This window comes from Anaerorhabdus furcosa (genome assembly GCF_900167375.1).
In the GTDB taxonomy this organism is placed as follows: Bacteria; Bacillota_I; Bacilli_A; order Erysipelotrichales; family Erysipelotrichaceae; genus Anaerorhabdus; species Anaerorhabdus furcosa.
The window spans coordinates 97,728-122,044 of the sequence record NZ_FUWY01000001.1; the positions used below are offsets into that span (position 1 = coordinate 97,728).

At 31.7% G+C, this 24,317-nt stretch carries 18 protein-coding genes and 1 tRNA gene; 1 reads left to right on the forward strand and 18 read right to left on the reverse strand.

Annotated elements, in window-relative coordinates:
- Positions 1-6: 6 nt before the first annotated feature.
- The 5 genes from B5D14_RS00495 to B5D14_RS00515 all read right to left on the reverse strand — a co-directional run bounded on the left by B5D14_RS00495 (position 7) and on the right by B5D14_RS00515 (position 4,849).
- Positions 7-1,050 carry an ABC transporter substrate-binding protein gene (locus B5D14_RS00495; protein ID WP_078710631.1) on the reverse strand — a complete coding sequence of 348 codons (1,044 nt, stop codon included), beginning with the start codon at positions 1,048-1,050 and terminating at the stop codon, positions 7-9.
- A gap of 109 nt (positions 1,051-1,159) precedes the next feature.
- A complete protein-coding gene (locus B5D14_RS00500) occupies positions 1,160-1,939 on the reverse strand; it encodes a response regulator transcription factor (protein WP_078710632.1) in 780 nt (259 codons plus the stop codon).
- Between the two features lies 1 nt (position 1,940).
- Positions 1,941-3,602, reverse strand: a complete 1,662-nt coding sequence (locus B5D14_RS00505; RefSeq protein ID WP_078710633.1) for a sensor histidine kinase — start codon at positions 3,600-3,602, stop codon at positions 1,941-1,943.
- Between the two features lie 84 nt (positions 3,603-3,686).
- Positions 3,687-4,262 (reverse strand): chromate transporter, encoded by a 576-nt coding sequence (locus B5D14_RS00510; protein WP_200804725.1) that lies wholly within the window; start codon positions 4,260-4,262, stop codon positions 3,687-3,689.
- Positions 4,259-4,849 carry a chromate transporter gene (locus tag B5D14_RS00515; RefSeq protein WP_078710634.1) on the reverse strand — a complete coding sequence of 197 codons (591 nt, stop codon included), beginning with the start codon at positions 4,847-4,849 and terminating at the stop codon, positions 4,259-4,261. The genes B5D14_RS00510 and B5D14_RS00515 overlap by 4 nt, the downstream gene beginning before the upstream one ends.
- Positions 4,850-4,959: 110 nt before the next feature.
- Between B5D14_RS00515 and B5D14_RS00520 the strand changes: the two genes are divergently transcribed.
- Entirely contained in the window at positions 4,960-5,844 is an 885-nt protein-coding gene (locus tag B5D14_RS00520) for a LysR family transcriptional regulator (RefSeq protein ID WP_078710635.1), read from the forward strand.
- Here the strand turns inward: B5D14_RS00520 and B5D14_RS00525 are convergent.
- From B5D14_RS00525 to B5D14_RS12335, 13 genes are all read right to left on the reverse strand, one after another.
- A complete protein-coding gene (locus tag B5D14_RS00525) occupies positions 5,841-6,191 on the reverse strand; it encodes an Hpt domain-containing protein (RefSeq protein WP_078710636.1) in 351 nt (116 codons plus the stop codon). The two genes, B5D14_RS00520 and B5D14_RS00525, sit on opposite strands and share 4 nt — an antisense overlap.
- A 2-nt stretch (positions 6,192-6,193) precedes the next feature.
- Complete coding sequence (locus tag B5D14_RS00530) at positions 6,194-7,414, reverse strand: GGDEF domain-containing response regulator (RefSeq protein ID WP_078710637.1); 1,221 nt, start codon at positions 7,412-7,414, stop codon at positions 6,194-6,196.
- A 70-nt stretch (positions 7,415-7,484) separates the two neighbouring features.
- Positions 7,485-8,660: an AfsR/SARP family transcriptional regulator gene (locus B5D14_RS00535; protein WP_078710638.1), complete on the reverse strand. Its 1,176-nt coding sequence runs from the start codon at positions 8,658-8,660 to the stop codon at positions 7,485-7,487.
- Entirely contained in the window at positions 8,657-9,721 is a 1,065-nt protein-coding gene (locus B5D14_RS00540) for a type IV pilus twitching motility protein PilT (protein ID WP_078710639.1), read from the reverse strand. The genes B5D14_RS00535 and B5D14_RS00540 overlap by 4 nt, the downstream gene beginning before the upstream one ends.
- Positions 9,722-9,734: 13 nt before the next feature.
- The gene (locus B5D14_RS00545) at positions 9,735-10,172 is read right to left on the reverse strand and encodes a hypothetical protein (protein ID WP_078710640.1); all 438 of its coding nucleotides are present in this window, start codon (positions 10,170-10,172) and stop codon (positions 9,735-9,737) included.
- Between the two features lies 1 nt (position 10,173).
- Positions 10,174-10,545: a hypothetical protein gene (locus B5D14_RS00550; RefSeq protein ID WP_078710641.1), complete on the reverse strand. Its 372-nt coding sequence runs from the start codon at positions 10,543-10,545 to the stop codon at positions 10,174-10,176.
- 2 nt (positions 10,546-10,547) lie between these two features.
- A complete protein-coding gene (locus tag B5D14_RS00555; RefSeq protein ID WP_078710642.1) occupies positions 10,548-10,991 on the reverse strand; it encodes a DUF4860 domain-containing protein in 444 nt (147 codons plus the stop codon).
- A 4-nt stretch (positions 10,992-10,995) separates the two neighbouring features.
- On the reverse strand, positions 10,996-11,301 hold the full coding sequence (locus tag B5D14_RS00560; protein ID WP_078710643.1) for a hypothetical protein: 306 nt from the start codon (positions 11,299-11,301) through the stop codon (positions 10,996-10,998).
- Positions 11,302-11,303: 2 nt separating this feature from the next.
- Complete coding sequence (locus B5D14_RS00565) at positions 11,304-12,335, reverse strand: type II secretion system F family protein (RefSeq protein WP_078710644.1); 1,032 nt, start codon at positions 12,333-12,335, stop codon at positions 11,304-11,306.
- A gap of 12 nt (positions 12,336-12,347) precedes the next feature.
- Positions 12,348-13,259 carry a transglutaminase family protein gene (locus B5D14_RS00570; protein WP_078710645.1) on the reverse strand — a complete coding sequence of 304 codons (912 nt, stop codon included), beginning with the start codon at positions 13,257-13,259 and terminating at the stop codon, positions 12,348-12,350.
- A gap of 82 nt (positions 13,260-13,341) precedes the next feature.
- Complete coding sequence (locus tag B5D14_RS00575) at positions 13,342-13,851, reverse strand: hypothetical protein (RefSeq protein WP_078710646.1); 510 nt, start codon at positions 13,849-13,851, stop codon at positions 13,342-13,344.
- A 141-nt stretch (positions 13,852-13,992) separates the two neighbouring features.
- A tRNA-Gly gene (locus B5D14_RS00580) sits at positions 13,993-14,066 on the reverse strand.
- Positions 14,067-14,523: 457 nt separating this feature from the next.
- On the reverse strand, positions 14,524-23,913 hold the full coding sequence (locus tag B5D14_RS12335; RefSeq protein ID WP_078710647.1) for a beta strand repeat-containing protein: 9,390 nt from the start codon (positions 23,911-23,913) through the stop codon (positions 14,524-14,526).
- Positions 23,914-24,317 lie beyond the last annotated feature (404 nt).

The following is a 24,317-nucleotide window of genomic DNA, read 5'->3' on the forward strand; positions in this document are numbered from 1 at the left end:
TAATTATTATTTTTGTAGTGATGCGAATAAATCAGTATATTTTGTAGCAAGTGCATCTTTGTTACTATTTACCCATTCACGATCTTCATCAATTGTTGTAATTTCAGCAATTGGAGTCATGTAATCAGCTGTTTGTGCTTCAGCTAATGCTGGACGATTTGTTAAAGTTGTACCAAAAATATCTTGTACTTCTGGAGTTAAGATAAAGTCGATGAATTTTTTAGCATTATCCATGTTCTTAGCACCTTTGATAATTCCAGATGTTGCAGGTAAATAAACTGCTCCTTCAGTTGGATATACTAATTCAACATTAGCACCATCACGAACAAGTTGAGCACATGGATCTTCATAAGATAAACCAACAATCATTTCCCCATCAGCAACTGATTTGTAAACAGCACTTGAACCAGAAGCAACTTTACCATCAAGTTGTTCAATTAATTTTCCTACATAATCCCATGCTTCTTCAGATTCATATCCACCCATTGCAAGTAAGATATTTGTTAATTGTGCAAATGCACTTGAAGATGTTGCAGGGTCTCCCATTGCAATCTTTCCTTTTAAAGCAGGATTTAATAAATCTTCATAGCTTTCAATCTTAATATCACCAATAAGATCTTTATTCACGATTAATACACTACCATCAAGAACATAGCTTGTCGTGAAACCTGATTTGTTTTGATATGCTTCAGGTAATGTTGCATCTGCTGGAGATACATAAGATTCCCATAAATCAGGGTTTGAAATGTATTGAGAGTGAGCTCCACCAAACATGATATCTGCATATGGATCATCCTTCTCTGATTGAATACGTTTAATTAATTCACCTGTTCCTGCTTGAATAACTTCAACTTCTACGCCGTATGTTTCTTCAAATAAAGGAATAACTGAATTCATTAACCCTTCACTGTTTGGAGAATAAACAACTAGTTTACCAGTTGCTGCAGCATCTCCACTTGGTGTACTTTCTGCTGGTTTTGCTGGACTTGAACATCCTGCAACAGACAATAACATCGCTGCCATTAAAACTAATGATAGAAACTTTTTCATTTTTAGATTTCCCTCCTGTTTCTTACCCTAATTATAAAAAGGTTGCAAACGCTTTCATATGGTATTATTCTACAAATTTGTCCACTTTCAAAAACCAAAACAAAAGCTACTAACAAGTAGCCTTCGCAAATTCTTTTGGTGAACACCCAATATACTTATTGAATACAATATTAAAATACTTATAATTTTTAAATCCCGTTAACTCAGCAATTCTATAAATTGGCTGCTTTTTCTCTTTAATTAGCTTAACAGCCACTAGTATTCGATAACGGTTTAGGTAATCATTGAATGTCGTTCCTGTTTCACTTTTAAACTTATTATTTAATAAGGTAGCACTACATTGAAGTTTTTCCACTAAATCATACATAATTATTTTATTAGGATAATTTTGTTGAATATATTCAATCATTTGTGCCACAACAACTGATTTATCACTTAAAATTAATAGACTATCATCCAATACATTACTTTCTGTAATCTCATCTTTCTTTGATATTTGATACAAGTAACTCTTTCGCATTTCAATTTGTTCAATTGCTCTAATTAAAGCATTCTTTAACTCTTGATGATCTACAGGTTTGAGTAAATACTCACTTACACCGAAACGAATGGCTTGTTTAGCATAATCGAATTCATTATAACCTGAAACTACAATTGCACTGTAATTGAATTCTTCTGAAGTTTGTTTGATCATTTCAAATCCATTAAGAATTGGCATGTTGATATCTACCAATACAATATCTGGATGATGTTCTTTTATTTTCTCTATTCCTTCTAAACCATTCTCAGCCTCTGAAACAACATTACAGTCAAAATCAGCCCAATTAATTGAATAAATTAAACCTTTACGAATAAGTGCTTCATCTTCAACAATCAATACTTTATACATCTTATTCCTCCAACCTAATATGAATCGCAATCTTTGTACCAATACCTACCCGTGAAGATATTGTTAAACTAGAACTATCTTTATATTGAAGATATAATCGCTTCGCGACATTTGCAAGTCCGATATGACTTGTTTGATTAATTTCTTTGGAATTAATAATCTCATTAATTTTACTTAACTCTTCACCATTCATACCTTCCCCATTATCTTCTACCTCAATGATTAATTGGTCATCAATAATATCTGCAGTAATCCAAATGGATAAGGTATTCTTTGTTTTAAAGTTATGCTTTATGCTATTTTCAATTAATGGTTGGATAATTAGTTTAGGTATTACACAATCATAACAACTTTCATCTATCTTAATTGTATAATCAAATCTTTCTTGAAACCTAACTTTATTGATATCAAGAAAACTACGTATATATTCAATATCTTCTCTTATAGAAACCTTATCTTCACCGTTGGATATACTATAACGTAAGATTTTAGTCAATTTAAATATCAAGTCACTCGCAACATTTTGATCCATGATCATTGTATAACGAATTGTCTCCAGTGTATTGTATAAGAAATGAGGGTTGAATTGTGCTTGAAGTTGTTTAATTTCCATTAGTCTTCTTAAATCCAACAACTGTTCATTTCTTTCAGCTAAATGATGGATTTCCTTAATCATGTCATTGGTCTCATTCGCAATGACTTCAAATTCATCATCCGTAGAAATAACAATTTCTTGAATCTCTCCCTTTTTTACTTTATCCATTTCATTTAATAAGATTGATAAAGATTTGGTTGTATTTTGTGAAATACGTTTTGCATAGTAATCCAGTAAAAAGGCAATTGCACCGATAGCTAGAAGGATGAAAATCACAAAAGTTCCTCGATCAATCATATCTTCTTTATACAATAAACTAATAAATTTATAACCATCTTGCGATTTAATTTTCGTTGCATAATTTAAATTATTAATTTTAACCATGGTATCATCAATGTTAAATGATATCTTTCGCATCTGTTTTACTAATTGGCTCTCAGTGCTCGCAACAACTTGATTTTTGGAATCCAAGATGACAAAATGATCTGCTGGTTTTCTTTCAATGTAATTAATCAAATTAGAATCCTTCATATAATATAACGCAATAGTATTGTTTGGAAGTTTCCCTGCAACAACAGTAAATTCATGATAATTCCCATTGATTTTTGCATAATAATTTAATGTTACATTATCGTTTTCATTCTCTAAATTACGATAGATTAACTTCTGATAGCTTCTATTTACTGCATCGAAGCTTTCATTTTGAAAACTTGTAAAAACAATTTCCATATCCGTATTCAATAAAACTAAATCAAAATTAAATTCCGTAATGTTGTTTATATGATAAAGCTCTTTATAAATAATTGAATCATCTTCTGGATGATTTAAAAAGAATAAAATATCATCACTTTGATTCATGCTCGCAATGCTTTCATTGCAGGAAATTACTAGTGAATTAAATTGATTTCGTATTGTATCATTGCTTGTATTAAGTTTTCTTTCATTGTTGTAATTTTCATAATAATTCGCAACAATAGTAAAAATAACAATTGCACCCAAAACAATCACAAGCGTATTCTTTAAGATTTGCTTTCGTAGTTTTTCCTCGAATCGATTCTTCTTATTCATAATTTCCCCTGTTTACTACTTTCATCCATTTTATAATTTTTAATGAGTGAGTGCAAACTAGAAAAAAAAAGTTCCGTAGAACTTTTATTTTAAAATAGTAGGTAAATAAGCCAGTGTTCCGATAATCCCTGTTCCAAAAATAATTGTGATTGCATTCATTTTGTACTTTCTTAGTAAAAACAAAGCACCAATAAACAAGATGAATTCAATGACTCTAAAATTACCAAAGACAATTGATTTTAAGTCTGAGTTGAATAAACCCAACACAAGAATTGATAAGCCAGCCGAAGCAATCATTGCAACAACAGCTGGACGAAGAGCTGCAAGAACAGTTTGAACGCCACTAAAATTACGATATTTATAATAGAAATGAGCAAGTAATAAACAGATAATGAATGCTGGAATTACACAACCTATAGTGCATATGAGTGCTCCAATTGGTCCTGCAAGTTGAGTTCCAACAAATGTAGCTGAGTTAATTGAAATTGGACCAGGGGTCATTTCTGCAATAGTAATTAAGTCCGTAAACCCAGCCATTGTCATTAATTGATGAACATTTACAATTTGATTTTGAATTAGTGGAATAGCTGCATATCCGCCGCCCACTGAAAACAACCCTACCTGAATAAAGCTGATAAATAGCTTGAATAATAAAATCATTCAGTGACACCAACCTTCCCCTTATTTCCATATAAATTGAAAAGTAAATCAATTATTCCTATAACTAAACACGCAAGAATAATAATCATTGCACTTATATTTAAGACAACTGCACAAAAGAAAGCAGTCCCCATAAGTCCAATGTAAAGTACACGTTGTGTAGCACATACATTTTTCGCAAGATTTAATACTACATCGAAGATTACAGCTGCAACACCAGCACGCATTACTTGAAGAGCAGTTGCAATGTATACATTTGATCTAAATTGTTCATAAAATACAGCAATAACTGAAATGATGACAAATGGCGGAATAATTGTACCTAAAACTGCTACAAAAGAACCTAAAATCCCACCCATTCTATATCCCAATATTACTGATGCATTAACAGGTATTGGCCCTGGTGATGATTGTGCTATTGCGGTAACATCTAACATTTCATCTTCTGCTAGCCAACCTAGTTTTTCAACAAACTCTTTTTTCATTAAAGATACGATGACAAATCCTCCACCAAATGTACAAGCACTTAACATAAATGTTGAACAAAATAGTTGCCAAAGCATCTTTTTATCAGCCTTTTTCTTCATTTCTATCTCCCCTTATTGTTTATCAATGTGATAAATATACCATGGCTTTTATATAATTACTAATTATGATATATTATATTATATAAATATTTGTTATATGAGGAGGTACAATGTTAGATTCTAAAATTGAAACATTTTTAGCAGTTGTGAAATACGAAAGTTATACAGCAACTGCACAAGAATTACACATGACTCAACCCGCAGTAACACAACACATTCATAAACTTGAAGATTATTATGGCTGCAAACTTGTTGATAGTTCTAAGCGATCAATTAAATTAACAGATGCAGGAAATTTACTTTATGAATATCTTAGCCTTCAACAAGCAAACGAAAAACATTTTATGAGTATGTTGCATAAAACAAAACAACCTCTTTGTGTCGGAGCATCGTTATCAATCGCTGATTTCTATTTATCACGATTGATGACAAAGAAATTTTCTACTGATAACGAACGAACTCGTATCTCCGTCGAAAACACTACGTCCCTTATTCACAAACTACATACTGGAGAATTGGACTGTGCTTTGGTTGAAGGTCTTTTCAATAATCAAATGTTTAACACCAGAATATTAATTGAAGTACCTTTCATTGCGGTTGTTTCCTCTACACATCCGCTCGCTGGAAAAACAATTAGCCTTAATCAATTACATGAATATCCGCTTGTATTAAGAGAACCTGAATCGGGTACAAGAGAAATATTAGAAAATTGGTTAGCGTCTAAAAATGATTGTTGCCAATCTTTTAAAGAAATTATTGAACTTGGAAGTTTTACCTTAATAAAAGAAATAGTCTTGAACTCAAATGCAGTCACATTCTTATATGAAGGTGTTGTTCAAAATGAACTTGCTCATGGTACTTTAAAAAGAGTAAATATAAAAGATTTTAATTTACATCATCCATTTCATTTTGTATTTAGAAAAGGTGATCCGCAAACAAATCACCTTCTTGATTTCTATGAACTTTTAAATGAAAATTTTAAAGCACTCGACTAGATTTTCTTACCTAATTCTTCAATAAATTCAGTATAGGATTGATCAAAGTCATCTACCCTATCCTTGACTCCATCAAAAGAGCTATTTCTTAATATCTCAACAATTTGAGATATTTTTTCATAGTATGGAGTAAAACTCAAATTCGCAAGAATACCTTTTAAAGTATGTGCTTTAAAAAATGCATTCTTAATATCTTGTTCTTCAATTGCCTTCTTTAACTCGTTTAGATTTTGATCATTTAGTATAAGTTCAATACAACTGCGGTAAAATTCTGCATCATTATTTAGTCGATTAAGTGCAGCTTGTGTATCACAACCTTGCTCTTTCAAATAAGTTAAATAATCCATAATTATTCCCTCTCCACCTCAATTATTGCTTGAACCTTTGCACAATTAGAAACTCCCCAATGAGTTCTAGAAGCTAATAAAATGTACTTCTTATCTCCTACAAAGAATTCTTTATTCAATTCCTCTTTGTCTCGAATTTCTTTATTAATCTTGTTAATTACACTTTGAAGTCTAAAATATGTTGCAATATCACCTTCTACAAACTCTGCTTTATCACGAATGATTGAAGCAATTTTTTTATTTGCATAATAAATATATCCTGTTTCCATATCTGATATATAAATATAAGCATTCAATGCATCTAGAATCCATTCTTTTCCAACAAATGATTCACATCGTGATAATATTTCTTGACCTTCTAAATAAAAACAACTCTTCGATTTACCCAATCGTTTTGCATTGTATAATGCTTCATCTGCATGCAGGTAAATTTCACTACGTGAAGTACCATGTTCTGGATAATAAGATATTCCAATTGAACAAGATGGAACTTCACCTTCATATTGTGACATTGATTTATTAAAAGTTCGAATGATACCATCAGCTATTTCTTTTGCTTTTTCTTTATATTCTATGTTTTTTAATAAAACAATGAATTCATCACCACCAAGTCGACCTATCGCATGCTCACCATGGCACTCATCCAGCATGATATTCGCAAACTCGATTAATACTTTATCACCAAAGAAATGTCCATATACATCATTTACCCGTTTAAAATTATCAATATCAATAATCATGAGTGCCGCAGGTTTCTTTGATTCTATAAGGTATGTTTCTATTTCATGTCGAAAAGCTGCACGATTTAATAAGCCCGTAAGTCCATCTGTTCTACCAGCGCGTATTGCACGTGTTAATTCCAATGTATTTTTCAAGCGATTACGGATAATTGCTGGATTATATGGTTTTTCAAGAAAATCAATAGCACCGGCTTCAATGATTCTTTCTTCAACATGTTTTGATTCAATTCCAGTCATAGCAATTACTGGAATTTCTTGGTATTCTTTAATCTTCTTAAATTGTTCTAAAAATTCATACCCATCCATTACTGGCATCACAATATCTAATAAAATTGCATGAATATCTTGATAATTATCTTCAAGAATATCCAAAGCTTCTTTTCCATTTGAAGCTTGCAAATAATTATATTTATTAGTCAAACATTCTATTAAAATTTTGCGATTTACATCAACATCTTCAACGATTAAAATTGTATCTTTCATGTGGTCTCCTGCTAGAGTTCTATTGTAATAATTATACTACAAGTTAAAAAAATAGACACCTTTTTTGTGTCTATTCATGTGTTTCAATTGTTGGTAAATGATTTACATCATCTACAGCATTCAATGATTTTTCATAGTAATAAACTCTAGCATTTTTACTTGGCACCTTACTATAAAATTTCTTTTGAATACGATCAATTACGACAAATATATCTTCTAAATTCTTAACTTCCACTAATAAACCAAAGTTATTTGTTACAAAACTTGTATAAATATCAGTTCGTCTTAAAGTATCCAATATAACATTTTCAAAAGTTTCATGAAGATGAGTTTGTTTTCCCTTAATATCTTTTAGTTCAAATACTATAATGTGATAATTTGCTTTATCTCTTCTAGATTTTCTTACATAGACTTGATATAACTTTTTAAATGTAAGTTGCGAACAAAATAATGGTCCATTTGCAATAAGATCTTCTTCAAATTCCTTCGGAATTTCTTCAATATGTACTGCTTTTGCAGTTTGTTGATCTCCCATAAACAAGCTGCGAATGTTATCACCTAATGGGATACCTAGTTCTTCATTGAATTTTCTAGACATCTTTTCAAAGTAAGTAAGTGCCTTGTTATATTCTCTAGTTTCAATCAATGCTTTACAATAATATAAAATAAGAGTTTCCGAGAAAGGATCTTTATCTAATGATTTTCTACAAACTTCAATTAATGTTTTATAATCTGGGTCTTTCTTTTCAAGTTCGTCTGAACAAACAGTAACAATCATCTTATTGAATAGTTCATTAAAGTATTCACGAATTGATAAAATCCATTCATCACTAAATTCTGCAAGAAATTGTCCATAATTTGCATCAACATTTCCTAATAAGCTTAAATCTCTAGATTCAGTAATCTTTTTATAATCATTTTCATAAGCATCCAAATCAACTTTTACCTCTAAAGCAGGATTCAACATATATCCCATTTTAGAAGTAATAATCCAATCATACTCACATATTTTTGCCAATTCATTTCTTAATCTAAATATCGCATATTTAATAGCACTATTTGGGTTTTCACTTTCTGGCCAAAATGAATCAATTAACATATCTTTCGATATAATGCGATTTCTATGATATACAAAATAGGCTAATAAGCTTGATAGTTGTCTACCCAATACATCAGCAGCATCGATCGTACTCCCTGATATTTCGATATAGAATTTCCCCAATGTTTTAAATTCTATTGTATTCATAACTTACCTATCTTCTTCTCCATAATTTCAGTATTCACTGCATAAGTTATCGCAGTTTCTTTAGAGATCTTACCTTCCTTAAATAACGTATAAATTGATTCATCCATGGATATCATTCCATCTTGTTTTCCAGTTGCAATATAATTGTCGATTTGATAGGTCTTACCATCTCTTATTTGGGTTCGTATTGCATTACTTGATAGTAAGATTTCAAAAGCTGGAATTAATTCATCATTTACTGTTGGTAATAATTGTTGAGAAACAATTGCTTGTAACACAGTAGAAAGTTGAATTTGAATTTGTCGTTGTTGTTCTGGTGGAAAAACATCAATAATACGATTTATTGTTTCAGCCGCCCCTAATGTATGGAGTGTTGATAGCACTAAATGTCCAGTTTCTGCTGCTGATAATGCAATTTTTATTGTTTCATAATCTCGCATTTCTCCAACCAAGATTACATCTGGAGCTTGACGCAATGTTGCTCGAAGTGCTTGAGCATAATCTCTTGCATCATTTCCAATTTCTCTTTGTGAAACAATTGATTGTTTATGTCGATGTAAATATTCAATAGGATCTTCGATTGTAACAATATGTGCTTTTCTTGTTTTATTTATTTCATCAATTATACAAGCAAGCGTTGTTGATTTTCCACAGCCCGCACTACCTGTAACTAGAACCAAACCTTTTAGCAATTTTGAAAATTGAATCACCGTACTTGGAATTGATAATTCCGCAGGATTTGGTAAATCTGGTTTTACAAATCTTAGCACTGCAGATAGTGATCCACGTTGAAAATAGACACTTGCTCTAAATCTTCCTAAGCCAGAAATAGAAAAAGAGAAATCGTCATCACCCATTTCATTTACACGATCAAACGATCTATTCTTATTTAGACTATAGATTTCATCAATAATTGTACGCGCCTCATCTGGACGTATTACATTTGTGTCCATTTGTGTCACACTACCATTTATTTTAAATGATATTGGGCTTCCCGCAATGATAAAAATATCCGATACATTTTTTTCTACAGCTTTTTGAAGAATCTCTTGAATCAACATAGCATTCCTCCCATTAGAAATTAAAACCTTTTTGTGAATAATCACCCTCATTATTAGTAACCACTATCCATGATAGAATTTCACTATTCATCTCTTCTACATTTAAATTCAATTTTACTTCAAGACGAGCATTATCATTTATCATTATAGTATAATCGACCGTATTATCCAATAAATTTATATTATCCAATGTATTTGTTAGTATTATTTTTGCTTCATCCATGCTATTTGACCTTGCTAGTATTTGATCAATCTCATAGCGAACTTCCATTGCTTTTGTATCCGCATCATAATTCTCTGTTAAAATCGCTATCGATTTATTTACACGGTTTAAACTTGTTTCAGCTTGTTTATAACTAAGAGTAGAAAAAGATACAAATACTAAAATAACAAATACGATTAAAATTGATGAATAACCTACAGATAACCCAAAGTTCTTCGAATTACGCATTTTAGTTACCTCCTGACATAACATCAAATTCAATCAATACATTCTCATAGTATGAAATTTGAATATGATGCATCATATAATCTAATTCAAGATTTTCTGATGTAACTTGAACCACATAATCATCTATGTTGGTCATATATTGGTTTTCAGCAATCTTATTGTATCCTTCAAGGTTACCATCATACTTTTTCATTGATTCCGCAACACTTTCACCAATTAACATTGCCTTGTTTTTTTGAATTGTTTCTTGTGAATATTGATTACTCTTAACAAAAAAATTAACACAAACAATACTTGAAAGCGCAAAGAAAAGAATTCCCCACAAAATTTCAATTAAGAATATATAAAATTTTGATTTTCTTTCAACTTTCATATTTACCTCATCACGATCTTCATATCATAACTTTGATTATTTATATTAATTTGATAATTTAATTCATTGTCTATTAACTCAAAATCAATAGAATCTACACTCGCAATCAATTCACCACTTGCCAATTTAAACTCAGTATCAGGTAATGAAACCATCTCTTTTAATTCCCCTTGATAAGCGTAAATATATTTTGAATAATCATCATAGGAGATGACTAAACACTCTACACCACCAACTTTTTGAATACTCACTTGATTTTTATTTGATTGTCTTATGGAAGTGGCAATGAATGAAATTGGAATTCTTTGATCCTCCGCTTGATTTGTATTGTTGATAACTGACTGATAACATTTCCCACCTAATAAGAGCAAGTAAAAACAACTTACAACAACACATGCAAGTAAAGTTAAAGTCCATAGAATTTCAATAACTTTTGTTTTTTTCATATTTTTACCTTTGATATACTTTTATTTCTGGTTTGATGTTCTCTCCAATTACTTCGTAAAATACGTGGTATTTTTGCTCATCAATGTAGACTCCATAATTTTGTTGCAAATACTCTAATGATGATGGATAAATTCCCTCCATGCTATAGCACGAAATAGCAGCTCGTCCCAATGCTTCTTCTAATCGTTTGGCTCCTTCTTGATTCAACTTACTTTGTAGTTGTGTTAATGAAATAATCATCCATCCCGCAACAACAAAGAATATTACCAAGTAGAGAATACGACTTACTTCTCTTCTCTTCTTAATCATAATTACCCCAAACTACTCATGATACTCATTAATGGTAACATAACTGATAATAAGATAATTCCTACAATGAATACACAACTCATCATCATGATTGGTTCAATCGCATTTAAGAATTTATTAATCGAATTTGAAGATTCTATTTCATATTCTCTAGCTACCTTTGACATAGTTTCATCTAATTTACCAGACTTTAACCCCAAACGAAGCATTTTCGTGTATACCGGTTTTAGAATAGTTGAGTTAACAATTACATCCATTGTATCTTGACCCTCTTCAATCAGTTTACTACATTCATTAATTTTCTTTATCATATCTGATTGATGAATAAGATTATGTAAAGATGCAAAGGATTCTTTCAAGTTCATTCCACTATTTATCAATAGACTAAGTGCAAAAGCCACTTTGCTTGTTTCTATGTTAATCATTAATTTTTTCGTAAGTGGAAAAGCAGTTAAGAATTCTGTAATCGCATTATTTTTGAATTTTACTTTGTAATATAAATAGACAATGAAAATAATTACCACAACAATTAAGAGTGCAATAAAACCATACTGAGCTAAAAACTGACCGACTTGCATTAGAACTAATGAGGTAGCGGATAAGTCAACACCCATACTGTTGAGCACTTCTCTGAAGATAGGTAATATTTTAATAACCAAGATTCCCATTAGTAAAATCATCATGACTAATAAAATAGTTGGATAAAACAGTGCATCTTTCACTTTATTTTGCATTGAATCAATTCGATTATAATAGATAGCACATTGATTCATAACTTGATCTAAATATCCTGTTTTCTCCCCAACTTGGATCATTTCTAAAAAATATGAATCAAAGATTCCTACTGAGTTTGCAGCATGGTAGAAACTCTCTCCAACAGATATCTCTTCTTTCATCTTTAATACAGCTTGTTTAAATTCATGATTATCAATTTCTTCAACTACTGCTTCTAAACCTTCTTGAAGTGTCAATCCCGAATCTAAAATCATACTTAATTGTTCACAAAATAATGATGTTTCATGGTATGTAATCATATGACTTCCTCCTCAATAATTATATTTCGACTCATAAGAGCCTTTGTAGTTTTGTTCTGCAGCTGCAAATGTTGGATCCATTAACTTCCATTCTTCTGAATTAAAGTAAATATTGGGATCTACCCACCCCACATCATGAATGTATACTTCCACCCACGCATGATATCCTTCTTCAACATACCCTGTAATTAATTTTGTTGGGATTTGCTGTACACGCAACATACACGTCATGAGTGCTGCATAATCGAAACAAATTCCTGATTTGATCTCCAATGTTTCATCGATAATTGGAACAACAAACTTATTTTGGACTTCTTCAACTTTATCCCAATCATAATCAATATTTTCTACAATCCAAGTGTAAATGCGATAAACTCGCTCTAGTTCAGTTGTCGCACCTTCACAAAGTTCAAATGACTTACTTATTGCAGCAGTTTGTAAATCATAGTCAATAATCTGATTTGGATAGAGATAAGGATAGTTAGGATCATCCAGTTTAACATCAATTTCTTGTCCTAAAACAAATGCATACGTATTATCTTTAACACTCTCTCTAACCTGAATATCATATTTTCCATCTCCCATATTTAATGGGTAGGAAATGTATTCATTATCTTTTGATAGATCATAATTGTAGGTTTCATCATCTTTTATAATTTGTACTTTTATTCGCTTATGATCATCTTTTAGAGTCTTTACCATGATGTACCCTAGGTTTGAATTCGAATAATCGATACTAACTAAATCATTTTCCATTACCAAAATACCAGGAGATTCTGGTATTTTAATATCTTCTTGAGTAGGGATTTTTACTTCTTCTGATTGCTCGATAATTGGATATTTAGCTTTGTCATTACTTGGGTTAGTTTGTGAACATCCAACTAATAATAAGAGTAAAGTCACCAAACATTTAATTAACTTCATGGCACCACCTATATTACTAATTATAAACAATTTTCTGTTATAATACTATGTATAAAGGCGCTACAAATGCAGCGCCTTTTCTTTATTTTACAGTAGACGACTGAATTTTTTCTCCATCAACTACTAATGATTCATCTTTATAGATAAATTCAATAATACTCTTACGGTTTACAACCGCAACAAACAAGTCATCATTTTTAGTCAATTTGGTGTTAGAAAAGTCTAGTTTTTTAAGAAAGATGCAACTTCCTCTGCGAATGATGACATGAACATCATCTGGATTCTGTATCATTTTTTTAATTTCTCTACTCCGAACTGTAATTGTAAAGCTTCCATCATCATTCATTTCTGTAGCATAAAGGTTAAATGCCTTTTTATTACGATAACTTATTACGATTGCCCCAACGACAATTACAAAGCCACTAAAAATCGCAAACTTCACGATTAAATCTTGTTCATTCTTTCTACGATAAGCTTCTGGTGTTTGTTCATCTTCAATCTCAACAACCTCTGCTTTTTCTTCAGCTAGTGGAGATATTGTTGAAAACATTGCTCCAATAACCAAAAATAATACTACCAACAATTTCTTCATAATCTTTACCTCATGGTATTAGTATGTATCAAAGCGGTTATATCATGGTTATAAATCCATAAACGCATCATTTTATTGCATCAATAGTACTTTTCCCTAAAAACACATAAAAAAAACCGATAATTCGGTTTATTTGATAAATGGAGCAGATGAAGGGAATCGAACCCTCGTGTCGACCTTGGCAAGGTCGCGTTCTACCATTGAACTACATCTGCATAGCAACTTACTGCTTTTGTATTCTAGCATATTTTCTAAATCGAAACAAGGTGATTTTCTAATTTTTTTATAATTTTTATTAAAAAACAGTACTGGAAGTTAGTACTATCTTTTCCTCTTAACTGCTTTAGTTTACATCTTCTTTTTGGGTAAATTGAAACGTGATTTATTAATATACCTCCGATAATTTCAATTAACGTATCCTTACAAAACAACCCAACACTGGATGTGTATCTTTATCTTCAAAAACAAGTGTAATTTATTTTGGCTTCCTCTACACTAGATGCCAAAGTATATGTGAACTACCCTTTAATTCTCTCACCATGTTCTAAGTAGTTAGAGAAGATAAACTACCTTTTTTATAAGTATGATTACCTTGTCTTTGTTCTGGTAAAAGAAAGCCTATATCCAATGGATATAGGCTCTTAAAATTTAATAGCACTTTTTATAATTAAGCTAATTAGATTTTCTTCTCTTAGCTATAAGAACAATTACTCCTCCAATGATAATAATCCCAATTGGAATTAATATCCAAGAATAGTCTATCGTTGATTTCTCTTCTTTAACGATTAAATTGGTATCGCATGTAAAGAGAATTGTCATTGGTTCATTAATCTTAAGCTCAATTATATCATCGGTTTGTTTAAACTGAGTTAGTTCAATTAATGATGAGTCATTAATTTTCCATATTCTAAATTCTTCATAACTAGGTAATATCTTTGAAATATCAATCTGTAGATTAATGGAATATTGATCATTAAAACTTGTAACTGATTGCCACTCTTCATCGTCAAGTCGAACATTGAATTCAACTTCCAAGACATTGCATATTTCCATATCTTCTTCTTGCAACTGATTATTGAAATTTTGCATCATTTCTACTTCTTGGTAATCCTTTGCTTCAATTTCAATCATGACTTCAGCTTTCGAGCCTTTTGCAATTTTATTTAATTGTTCTTGACTAAATAAATCATTAATCAAATCTTCACCATTGTCTATTGATGTATTCTTCAAATTACCACGATTCATCAGTAACATAATCTCGCCTTGATCCAATTCGATTTTCAAATCATCTTTTACTTCAATTACTTGATTTGGATCATTGAAATAGAATGCACCTCCTTGTATTGAACCCATACGTGTTTTATTACTTGCATTCGGTGTAGTTGTAGGTGTTGCAGTACTTCCCGATGGTGTTACTGTTGGTTTTTTTGTTGGTGCTAAAGTAGGATTTGGTGTTGGTGTTGATGTTGGTTCTGTTGTTGGGATTACTGTCGGTGTTGGCGTATTCGCTAAGATTGTTAACGTATTTGTTCCAATTACTGGTTCATAATCCTCTTTCTCTACTTTCCAATTGATTGAATAAGTTCCTGGTTCAGTATAATAAGCTCTAGTTATTGTACTATCTTCAGGTGCTAAAATATCTATAGTATGTGAGTTTCCATCATATTTTACTTCAACATCTTTTCCTTCTACCGCATCATTCATGTTAGCGTATGTAACGGTTAATACACCTGTTCCATAAGCAAATGAATAATCATTTCCTGGATTTCCACCAGAAGGAGTTAATTGATATGTCATTCCTGCATTCCAATCATTAATTGAAACAGTTGGTTTCACATAACCATTGATAGTTGATGGTGTCTCATTATTCACAAAACCACTTACACTTACTTCAAATTTTGGAGTTCCATTGAACACTACAGTTTCATTAATATAGTTTGCGTTTAGAACTGCTTTTGCAATTGTATAGTTTTTCACTGTACTCGCTGGTAAATCATAATTATCTTTATCATTCCCTTTAATATCATTCACAATTACATTGTAAGATCCAGAATGAGTTCCTTTATCACCTAACACTTCAAGATATGCATCATTAGATTCTACAAAATCTATTGATGTAGGAGTAAATTGATGTTCTGTTCCATCATATGATAGACTTTCATTATTATTCCATAACAACGAAATTTCTTTCTTATGAATTTGTGCTGTTGAAACTTGATTTAATAATTCCGTGGTACTCAATGTATAGTTATCTTTATCAACACCATTTAATTGAATATTATTTACATGAACTGTTTTATTTTCACCCGCATTTTTATCTGCAAAGTTAATTACTCCTGATGCCTTAACTTCATCCACTGAAACTACTCCTGTTAAAGATATAGAACCCTTTGTAGTAGTTGAGCCATCATATGTTTTATCATCAACAGTGAATACAGTAGGGTTTACTGTTTTCCTTCCAACAGTTATCACTGCACTTCCCATTAAATCTTCATAATTGTTTTTAGTCACTTTGTAATACACTGTAATTGAACCAGCATTTTTCAAAGTTGGAGAATCTACTAAATCATAAGTTCCATCTGTAGTACCATACATAATCAGTGCATCAGATGGTATTTGAGTATTTAGTCCATGATTCTCACCTGTATAAACATCGTTATAGCCAGTAATTAATACTGATAATGTTGCGTTTTGAATAACGAGATTACCACTTTGATAAGTAAATTCATAATCCGCTGCACTTCCATCTTGAGGGGTAAGCACATAAGTTCCAACGTTTGTGTTGTTATTTATGATAACAGGTTGTAAGTAATCTAATGGCCGCTTATCTTCATCATTTGATCCTGGTTCTTCACCATTTACAAATCCTGTAACAGTTATATGGAATGTTGGATTATTTCCATAAGTAATTGTTTCGCCATCATATTTTGCTTGCAAAGGTGCTTTACCAATTGTGTAAGTTTTTGTATTTGCTGTTGGTAATTTATAGTCTTGGTTATCAATACTTGCACTAGCACTGTAAATTCCTGCATGAACTTGATTTCCATCTTTGGTTGTTACGTTGACTGTGTCATTTGTTATTACACCTGTTACATCTGCTACTACATTTTTTTCTAATCCGTTATAAATTAAATTCTCTGTATTTTCCCAAGATAAGGTTAACTCTTTTGGTACTATTGTATATTCTTGATTCGGATTTGATGGTAGCACATAATTATTACTATCATCTCCATCTAAATCTACTGCAATCGCTTTGTATGTTCCAGCATGGATTCTATTACCATTGGTTACCACAACTTCAATATCATCATTTGCAATTTGATTATCTATACTAGCCATTACATTACTTGAACTTTGATCATAAATTCGACTAGTATAATTACTCCAAACCAACGAAACTTCAAGAGGAGTAATACTTGCGGTTGTAGCCACATCATTCTTATTTGTTTCTTCTAATACATAATTTGATGATTGATTACCACTTAAAACTAAATTTTTTAAATTCACATTCTTATTTGTTGAAACATTCTTGTCAACAAATTCAATTGCTCCTTCAACACGAATATCTGCTTCATCTTTAGAAAGAACACCTATTAGTTTCAATGTGCCTGTAGTATTTACTGCTCCATCATAAACCTTACTATTAATAGAATCTGCTGTAGCTTCAATTTCTTTAGGTAATATTTTAATCGTTGCAATACCCATCTTATCGTTATGATTTGGTTGCTTTGCGACATATGATATTTCATATGTTCCAACATCAGCAAATTCAAATTCATCACTAACCCATGGATCACTTTCAGATAAACGATATTCTATCGTTACATCTGAATCTTTCTTCACAATATCAAGTTCATGTTTTTCTCCATCATAAATACCTTCATATCCATTGATTTGAAGATCTATGTCAATTGGGTTAACTACTAAAACACCTGAAGTATAAATAAAATCATAATTGTTTGCACTTCCATTTTTTCCAACAACTTCATACCTACCTACATTAGGTTTATTTAAGTCATTCAATGTTGATGTAACACTTGCAACTGGTGCAACATAACCTTGGATTGCTGCATCTTCATTATTGACAAAACCTGTGACGTTAATTGCTAATTGTGGAGTTTGACCATAAACAATATTCTCTCCACTATATTTTGCTTGAAGCTCTGCAGGAATGATTGTATAGTCTTCAGTTTCATGATTTGATTCGATGATATAGTTATCATTTCCAGAAAGAGTTGCAGTTGCGGTATAATTTGTAACCACTTTTGAATCTGGATTACGAAGAACATTGATGTTATTTCCATTACTTACATTGATAGTTATCGTATCACCTTCATACAATCCATTTGCAATCGCTGATACATTACTACTCTTACCATCATAAATTCTTGGATTTAAACCTGACCATGTTAATGTTATTGGTTTTGGTTTTATTTTAGCGGTAGTACTTGTTTCATTTATAAATGTGTCATCTAGTTCATAATTGTTTTGCGAATCAGATGTGAGTTGAATATTTGTAACAAGAACAGCTTTATCATCTCCAACATTTTTATCCGTAAATGCAAACTGTCCAATTGCAGTTAAATCATCACCTTGTGCTACACTATCATCAAACTTCAATGTTCCAGTAGTATTAGTTTGTTTATCATAAACTTTATCATCTACATGATTTATAGTTGCGCTGACTACTCTTTTGGTAATGGTAACAGTAATCGAACCTGTTAAATCTTCTTCATCAAAATCTTTGATATCGCTAATTTTATACCAGATTTGATGATTACCTACATTCTTATATTTTGGTACAGTTGAAGTATAAATACCATCTTGTGTTTCACTATATGTATATTCATATTCATCATCAATACTCGTTACAATAACAGAACCTGAATGATATTCTCCATCATAAACACCTACATAATTATTAACAGTCACTGATACATTTTCTGGTAATATCGTTAATGTTCCTGGAATATTATTAAAACTATAATTCAAGGCACTTCCACCAGTTGGTGTTATTGTGTAAGTACCGTGATTAGTCTGATTAATCGTTACTGTTGGGGCATTATAATCAGTAGCATTCTCTGCATTTTCATTATGCACGAAACCACTCACTATCACAGTTGTTGGAGGTGTAGCATTATACTCTATCGTTGCATTATATGTTGCTGTTAAAACTGCCTTGGTTATAGTAGCAGTAGTCTCTATATCATTTAATTGTGCTACACTCAATTGATAGTTTGAATTTGGTGTATTAAATGCAATGTTGGCTACATTTACTTTTTTATTTTGTCCTGCATCTTTATTTGAAAATGTAAATGTACCTGTTGCTGTTACTGATGAGGCATCCACATCTTCAACACCACTTAATTTAAGTACTCCATTTGCAGTAGTAGTTCCATCATAGACTTTATCATTTACACTTAGGATAATTGGAGTAACTGTTTTCTTATTGATTACTACAGTTTCACTACCAATATAATCATTGTAATTTGGTTTGCTTACTTTGTAATAAACTGTATAACTTCCCACATTTGTATATTGTGGCGATTGATTAAGTGTGTAATTTCCTGCAGTTTCACCATATAGAATGGTAGCCCCTTCTTGATCACTTGTCACTGATACACCATGACTCTTCGCATCATATGTTCCATTAAACCCTGTTGAATGTATTGTTAAATCCGCTTTGTTAATTGTTAATGATCCTGAAATATGAATAAATGAATAATTATCTGCACTACCTCCTACAGGAGTAATGTTATATATCCCAACACTTGGCATACTTTGATTATCAAAGTTAGGACTGATCGTTACTGTTGGAGATACATAATTACTAGCATTCAATATCGTTTCATTATTTACAAAACCACTCACATTCAATTCTAAATTCGGCGTAGTTCCATAAGTTATTGTTTTACTATCAAATGATGCCGTTAATGACGCTTTAGTTATTGTATATGTGGTTGTCAAACCAATCGTTGGTAGTTTATAATTATCGCTTTTATTTCCTGCTAAACCAGTGATTGTCGCTGTATGAATACCTGCATTGGTTTGTGTATTATTCGATATTAATAAATTACATTCATCACTATCAACTAAATTCGTAATTGTTGCGGTAACATTGCTGGAGATACCATCATATACTTTAGTTGAATTATTACTCCAAGCAATAGTAATCTCTCTTGGTGAAATAGTATACCGTTGACTTAAATTAGAAGCCCCAGTCAATGTGTAATTGCTATCATTTACTCCTGTTATCATCGCTGTATGAATGCCTGTATTAGTTGCTGCATTTCCACTTATAGTAAGGGCTGGAGATTCTCCTGAAATTGCATTTGAAATAGAAGCACTTACATTACTTGCTATGCCATCATAAGATCTTGTATTTGTATTAGTCCACGTAATACCTACAACAATAGGTTTAATATTAGCATTACCTGTTAATGATGTCGTCAAACAATTATAATTTGCTACATCACTTCCTGATAAACGAATATTTGTGATATTTACTATTTTGTTATTTTCACTATTTTTATCTGTAAATTCAAATGTTCCATTTGCACTGACATTATCGTTTCCAATTATTCCTTCTATATTAAGAACACCACTACTTGATGTTGTTCCATCATATGTTTTGGAATTGATGGATTGAACAGTAACACTAATATCTTTCGGTGTAATTACAACTTGAAATTCTCCCGTTTTATCAACATAATTATTTCTACTAGCAACATATTGCACTGTATACGTTCCTACATTTTTGAATACTGGAACAGTTGTTCCCATATCAAAATTATTAACAGTATATCTAATTTGCTCTGCATCGTTGTTGTTAATTATTGGTCCATGTGCTAATCCATCATAGATACCTGAATAACCTTGAATATTGACATGAAGACTACCTTTTTGAATAGTTAATGATCCAGAAGTGTATGCAAATACATAATTCTTACCTGGATTTCCTCCACTTGGTGTCAATGTATAAACACCTGCATTTGTGTTTGTATTTATTACTATTGGATTAATATATGTGTTATCGGTTGTTGCATTTTCGCCATTTACAAATCCAGTCACATTAACTTGTAAGGTTGGTAACCCTCCATAAACAATTGTTTCTCCCTGATAAGTTGCTGTTAATTCTTTTGCTGATACAGTCGCATTCACTGCCACTGAGCTTTGTATTGTTTCATACCCTGCTGCGCTAATACTATAGTAAACCTTTACGGTTCCCACATCTTTTATTTGTGGAATAGTTGGTGAAAGATTACTTGGACTTGTACCATATTGAATAACTGCCCCTGGTATTGTACTTGTTATATTGATTGCATTATGAGTTTGCCCATCATAAGTGCCAGTATATGGAGTTATTGTATAAGTTTGCGCATCCATAGCTAACACAGTATTGATACTTACAGTTATTGGATCACTGCAAAGCATATTGGCGCCTCCATTAGTTCTCAACAAAACCGTAGTACCTTGAGCTAAATTTTCTAACTCTGTTACTGATCCTAGCCATGTTACACCAGCATCTAAACTATACATGACATTTGCGTTAATATTTTTAATCGATCCTTTGCCACTTACAGTTGTTGGTTGATTAACCGTTACTGTAGGTACACTAGCTTTCGATAAATTAATCTTTCTTATCGTACTATCTGGAATCACTCCATTCCCTGGTCTATAAATCCATACCGAAGAACCAGTAAAGTTTAATGGTATTTGAAAAGTTCCATTTATAACATTTTGACTTGTCATTGAAGTCCATGTATTTCCATTATCATAGCTTATACTTAACCCCGCAAATACTGGTGAAAGGGTATAATTCAAGCCGTTAAATTGGATGTTAGAAGGATCATATGCAGGCATAGTAACCGTTGTAGCATAATCAGTTAAGAGTTGATTATTGATGTTAGCATTTACTGTGAATGTATCTGATGCAGTTAATGTTGTCACTGTTACTGTATAACTTCCTCTCCCATTTCCACTATCAACTAATGAGTTTGCATCCATTGCATAATACGTTCCATTGATAGTAATACCATATTGAGATACTCCACTAGGAGCACCAACAAAATTTACTTCGAATTTTGCAGTAGCATTTATTCCATTGACTGATTGATTTAGTAATTTTACTGTTCCACTTTGCCATGTTGCATATAGCGTTACATTATTACTAATTGTAAAACTATTTGCTCCACTTTGTGTATAATCCGGAGTTCCATTTATTCCTTTATTCACTAATGACCATCCAGTAAATGAATAGAAATTTAATGTAGGTAATGGTGTAAAAGCTACATTCACTGTGCTACTTTTTTGATAGCTTTGTGTTGCTGGAATGCTACCTGTTCCATTATTCGCATTATAAACAACAGAGTACGTAGTTGACACACCTACTGCTGTAATTAAAATATTCCCTGTTATTGCTCCACCAAATATAGTTAAACTTCCAGTGGTTGAATTATAACTGTAACTTGTTGATGGTAAAGTAATCCCACCAACAGTAATTGTGATTGTACTTGGTAATGAATAATTGGCTGCTGGAACTAGTGTACCTTTCCAATCAATATTTAAAATTGCACTTAAACTAAAGTTATTTTTTTCTGTGATATTACTACTCGAAGAAGATAATCCTATTGTAACTTGTGCTCTTTTTATAATTAAATCTTTTTCCTTAACACTTAATCCATATTTATTTGTAGTAATAAATTTACTAGGATCTATTGTTACTCCATCTGATGCAGTTGCTATTACTGTATCAGAAATAGTAATTGTATTGATAATTGTAATATCTGCCATATTACCTGTTAGTGCCTTATTTACCATAAAGCGAGAGTCCGATAAGCTAGCAAGATCAATACCTTTTGATGTTTTATCACCAATTACAGGATTACCACTAATTCTTAATATTTTTGTTCCCGTACCTAATGATAAATTACCATTAGCAGTAACAGTATTTACTACTGTTCCTCCACTTATATTTATATTGATTCGTGCTGTTGTAATTCCTGTATAATTTCCTCCATAAATCCATTGAACTGTTCCTCCAGTCATATTGATTGTTTCGGAATTTGATAAAGAAGAACTAGCTCCACCACCATAAACAGTATTTAAATTAGCACTACCACTAATATTTATTGTTGCATTAGTCCCAGTAGCAAGTGCGCCCTTACCCCCACCAAAAACGCCTGATAGAACTGTTCCACCAGAAATATTAATAATCAAATTCCCACTCACAGAAGCAATATTGCCTCCCCCATAAATGTTATTAACAGTTCCACCCGTCATAGTAACTAATGTATCACCCGTAATTAAATTAAGGTTTCCACCACCATAGATGTCATACCCCGATAAATCACCTGATGCCAATGCAGCAACTGAATCATCGACTAGTCCATTTCCATTTTTATCCCAATAAACATCAGTTCCGCCAGATCCATTACTAACAATAACTAACGGATTACCATTTCCATAAACAATTTTACTTAATGTATCAACTGATGGAGCCGTCAATAATAAAGCTGCCACTTGCATAGAGTTTGTGGATTGGTATATTGTCATTAAGAATACAAAATCTGGGTTATTCTCCATTTGATCATAGACAGTGTTATCAATTGTAGCTATTTCATCAACCATAGCCATAATTAAATCAAATTCTTCATTAAATGTATTTCGTTGTGTTTCATCTATTAATGTCCCATCTGTATTAATAGAAATAGGATTAATAGCTATATCATCATAAAACATCTTAAGATCTTTTATCTTCTTTTGAAGTTCAGTAATTCTACTTGATACATCATCCGTTGGTGTTGGTGATGGAGTTGTTGTCACTTCAGGACTTGTTGTTATTTCAGGCGTTGCTGTGACGTCAGGTGTAACCGTAGCATCAGGCGTAGAAAAATCACCAGGTGTTGGTGTTATTTCAGGGCTTGTGCTTACCTCTGGTGTTTCAGTTGGAATCTCTGTAACTTCAGGTGATGTTACTGGTTCTGGTGTTGTTTCTGCAATGACAGTCGATGTAGATATACACATTGCCATTGTTGTTATGATAGCAAAAAATCGTTTCATACTTTCCCTCGTTGGACTTGCTTCAGATAGTAAAGCCTTTCTAGTGCTGATCATTTCAGCAGCTTATATTTTCATTATGTTATCCAATTCACTTATTTTCAAGAAAAGTAATCTTTATACTTATTATCCAAATTATACTTAAATAAAAGACGATTAACTGTCTCTTGAATTACGTTTTATTTTGAAATTTATTATGTTCTTTTCAGTTAAATTAAATACCAATCTATTTCGCTATTAATTTCAGAGTACATAGAATATTTTCCATCGCTAGATGCTCACTCATTTTATTTCGCTTATTCAACTACAGTAGAGAAATTAATTCTAGAAAGCATAAAAAAACCTGTATCAATTAGACACAGGTTTAATGCACTTAATGGTGTGTGTACCGCCTTCGAACTCATCAT